Source organism: Pedobacter sp., assembly GCF_045628745.1.
Lineage (GTDB): Bacteria > Bacteroidota > Bacteroidia > Sphingobacteriales > Sphingobacteriaceae > Pedobacter.
Genome location: NZ_JAZQPU010000020.1, coordinates 1 through 3,568, shown reverse-complemented (window position 1 = coordinate 3,568; position 3,568 = coordinate 1). Strand labels below are relative to the sequence as shown.

The window sequence follows — 3,568 nt, the reverse complement described above, 5'->3', positions numbered from 1 at the left end:
CCCCATCGAATAGGAATATCATATATGTCAACAAAACAAATATCAAATGCGGAGAAGCAGCTCAACCGAATCCTTACCTGGATTGCCTGGTTATTTATCACGATTGCTGTAATCGTTTTAGCCTGGTTCTACCTCTTCTCCCGTCATCACGCCAGCACCAATGATGCACAGGTAAAACAGTATATAACACCTATTGCCAGTAAGGTATCTGGATATATTGACGAGATTAGATTTGAAGAAAATCAATTTGTAAAAAAGGGTGATACACTTATTGTGATTGATAACCGCGAATTGAAACAAGATATTGACATGGCAGCAGCTGATTTAGCCGCCATTCAAAATTCGGTTATTTCCCAAACTAAAATGGTAGCTACCCGGATGAGTGATACCCATGTCATAACAGCTAATATAGAAGCAGCGAAAGTAGAAGTCTGGCGCACACAACAAGATTACTATCGCTTTAAAAACCTGGTTGAGCAAGAATCGGCAACCAGGCAACAGTTTGAAAGCGCTGAGGCCAAATACAAACAAGCAAAAGCAACGTTGGAAGCAATGGAACAGCAAAATAATTCTGTAAAGATTGGTGTGGAAGCTGAAGAAGCAAAGATTGCCCCTGTGCAGAGTCAGGTGCAAAACAGAACTGCAAGTTTGCAAAAAGCAAATTTAAAGTACTCTTTCAGTTATATCGTTGCCCCATACGATGGTTGGGTGGGCACTAAAAGCATCCAGGAAGGACAACTCATCAAAGAAGGTCAGGCACTGGTACAAGTTGTTTCTAAAGAGAAATGGATTGTCGCAAATTTTAAAGAAACGCAATTGGCTGAAATTGAACTGAACAGTGAGGTTGAAGTGAAAGTTGATGCTTATTCAGGGATACATTTTAAAGGAAAAGTCTTGTCATTTTCTCCTGCATCAGGCTCTGAATTTGCCCTGATAAAACCTAATAATGCAACTGGTAATTTCGTTAAGATCGAACAACGTTTTCCTGTTAAAATAAGCCTCCCTAATACAGCTGATTTAGATAAACTAAGATCAGGAATGAATGTAGAGGTCGCCGTTAAAAGTCGCAAATAATATAATATAAAAGACAGAATGAACGACATTTTTAACCTGAAGGTTCCTAAACGATTGAGGCTGACTCTTTTGATCCTGGCCATGTTTCCTAACCTGATGATCTTGTCCATGTTTAACATGAACAGCACCTTTACCGCATCATTTTTAGACTTAGAGGCAGATGACATACAATTTATGTTTGCGATGGCCTATGCAACAATTGTTTGTGGACTTCTCATCCATGTTCGTTTCTTTCACTTCTTTAACATCCGTTCTTACTTAATTGTCATGACCGGTTTAAGTATATTGGTGCTATTAGCCATGACTTTTACCAGAAACACACAGCTTCTCCTCATCCTGCGTTTAATTCAAGGGCCACTGGCTTTATTCGAAGGCTGTATATTATTGCCAATTATCATGAGCCAATTGAAATCTCATTATGCGAAAATCTTAGGCTATTCTATATTGTACTGTTTTCTAATGATAAGTGATAAATTTGCCACATCAATCATCAAATTTGCCATTGAGAATTACAACCATAACATGATGATTTATACCATCATCATGATACATACAACAGCATTGCTGGTTTACCTATTTCTTTTCAATTATAACCGCATGTTCCCCAAAAAGCCATTGTACCAGTTACACCTTTCGGGAATTTTACTATTGATGATTTCGTTAATCTCAGGTGCCTTTTTCCTTATTTATGGCAGACAATATGATTGGTTTGATTCATATAAAATCATTATTTCTTTAAGTATTTTCCTGATCTTCGGAGCGCTCTTTATCTTATATCAAAACACCGTTAAAAGACCATTATTTCATTTCGGCATCTTTAAAGCCGAACGTGTTATACTTGGAGTGCTCTTACTTTTCCTGTTTTATATATTTCGTGCCAGTCTTGGAAACGTCTATCAAGTCATGGGCACAGTTTGGAATTGGCCATGGACCAATATTTTAACTATTCAGTATTTCAATGTCTTCGGAACAATTTGTGGGGTTGCCATTGCCTTTTTTCTAATGCTTAAAGAGGTAGACAGCCGATATACATTTACCGCTGGATTTTTACTCCTTTCCAGTTCCATGTTATGGTTTAGCCTTTTATTCTATCCAGATGTTAGCCAAAGCGACATCTGCTACCCTTTATTATTGGAAGGCCTGGCACAGGGCGTGTTATTTACACCAATCGTGTTATATATGTTGGGTGGCGTGCACCCTAGCATTTCGAGTAATGTTGCCTTATTGGGAACGGCAACTCGTTTTTGGGGCACAATCGCTGGTTATTCCATCATGCAGAATGTAGTATTGCACCTTACAACAAGAAAACAAAGTAATTTGAGCGTTAATTATGACCTCACCAGCGTTCCTTATCAAGAGCAATGGGACGCTATGTTAAGTAGCCAGTCGAATAACTACCTTCCAAATGAGGCTGTTAGCTTAACCGTAGGCAATTTTCAGAATGAATTGTTTAAACAATCCTTATTACTCACCAGCATTGATATTTTCAGAATCCTTTTTTGGATGGGAATTGGTATTTCCATAGCTTGTTTTCTTTATCAGCCTATAAAAGGATATATTTTATTAAAGTTAAAAGCTTAATTTGTATCGTAATGCGGTTGCAATTGTAGTTTTGCATATTTACCCTTGATTTGAACACAACTTTCAGGACTTTGCATACAAGCCTAATCCTCTTCTTGCCTAATTTTGATTTATTAAAAATCAACATGATGGAAATTAAGAAAACAACATTAGGAAATCAGGGCTTAACCGTCCCTATTATTGGTTTGGGTTGCATGGGCATGACTGGCTTTGAAGACGCTGATATGTATGGTAAAACCGATGAAAATGAAGCTATTGCCACCATCCACCGTTCATTAGAACTTGGTGGGAACTTTTTAGATACCGCCGACCTCTATGGCCCTTTTAAAAATGAACAGCTGATTGCAAAAGCCATTGAAGGCAATCGTAATAAATACATCATTGCCACCAAATTTGGTTGGGAAATTGACGATGACGATAAGGTAACCTGGGCCATCAATGGTAAAAAAGAATATGTCAGGAAATCAGTAGAGCGTTCCCTTCGAAACCTCAAAACTGATTATATCGATTTGTATTACATGCATCGCCTTGATAAAAGCACCCCTATTGAAGAAACGGTGCAAGCCATGAGCGATTTGGTGAAAGAAGGAAAAGTAGGCTATATTGGTTTATCGGAGGTATCTTCCGCTACTGTTAAAAGAGCTCATGCAGTTCATCCCATCACGGCAGTACAAAGCGAATACTCCTTATTTGAGCGTGGTGTAGAAGAACGTGGCGTATTACAAACCTTAAATGAACTAGGCATTGGCTTCGTAGCTTATTCTCCCCTTGGTCGCGGCTTTTTATCAGGACAAATCCTAAGTATCGATGATTTGCCTGAAAATGATTTCCGTCGCGGTATCCCACGCTTTCAGGAAGCTTATTTCCAGAAAAACATCGATTTGCTGAATGCCATTGAAGCATTAGCCAAAGA

The 3,568-nt window shown here is 38.5% G+C and carries 3 protein-coding genes; all 3 read left to right on the top strand.

What is annotated here, in order from left to right; translation table 11 throughout:
* Positions 1-1,074 (top strand): HlyD family secretion protein (locus ACR2F7_RS00875; RefSeq protein WP_432711723.1); only part of this gene is annotated, 1,074 nt, incomplete at its 5' end.
* A gap of 18 nt (positions 1,075-1,092) precedes the next feature.
* The gene (locus ACR2F7_RS00870) at positions 1,093-2,655 is read left to right on the top strand and encodes a hypothetical protein (protein WP_432711722.1); all 1,563 of its coding nucleotides are present in this window, start codon (positions 1,093-1,095) and stop codon (positions 2,653-2,655) included.
* Between the two features lie 125 nt (positions 2,656-2,780).
* A partial coding sequence (locus ACR2F7_RS00865) for an aldo/keto reductase (protein WP_432711721.1) occupies positions 2,781-3,568 on the top strand: 788 nt, incomplete at its 3' end.

Coding starts and splice junctions, on each gene's coding strand:
- ACR2F7_RS00870 (WP_432711722.1), top strand. CDS start 1,093: ATGAACGACATTTTTAACCTGAAGGTTCCTAAACGATTGAGGCTGACT.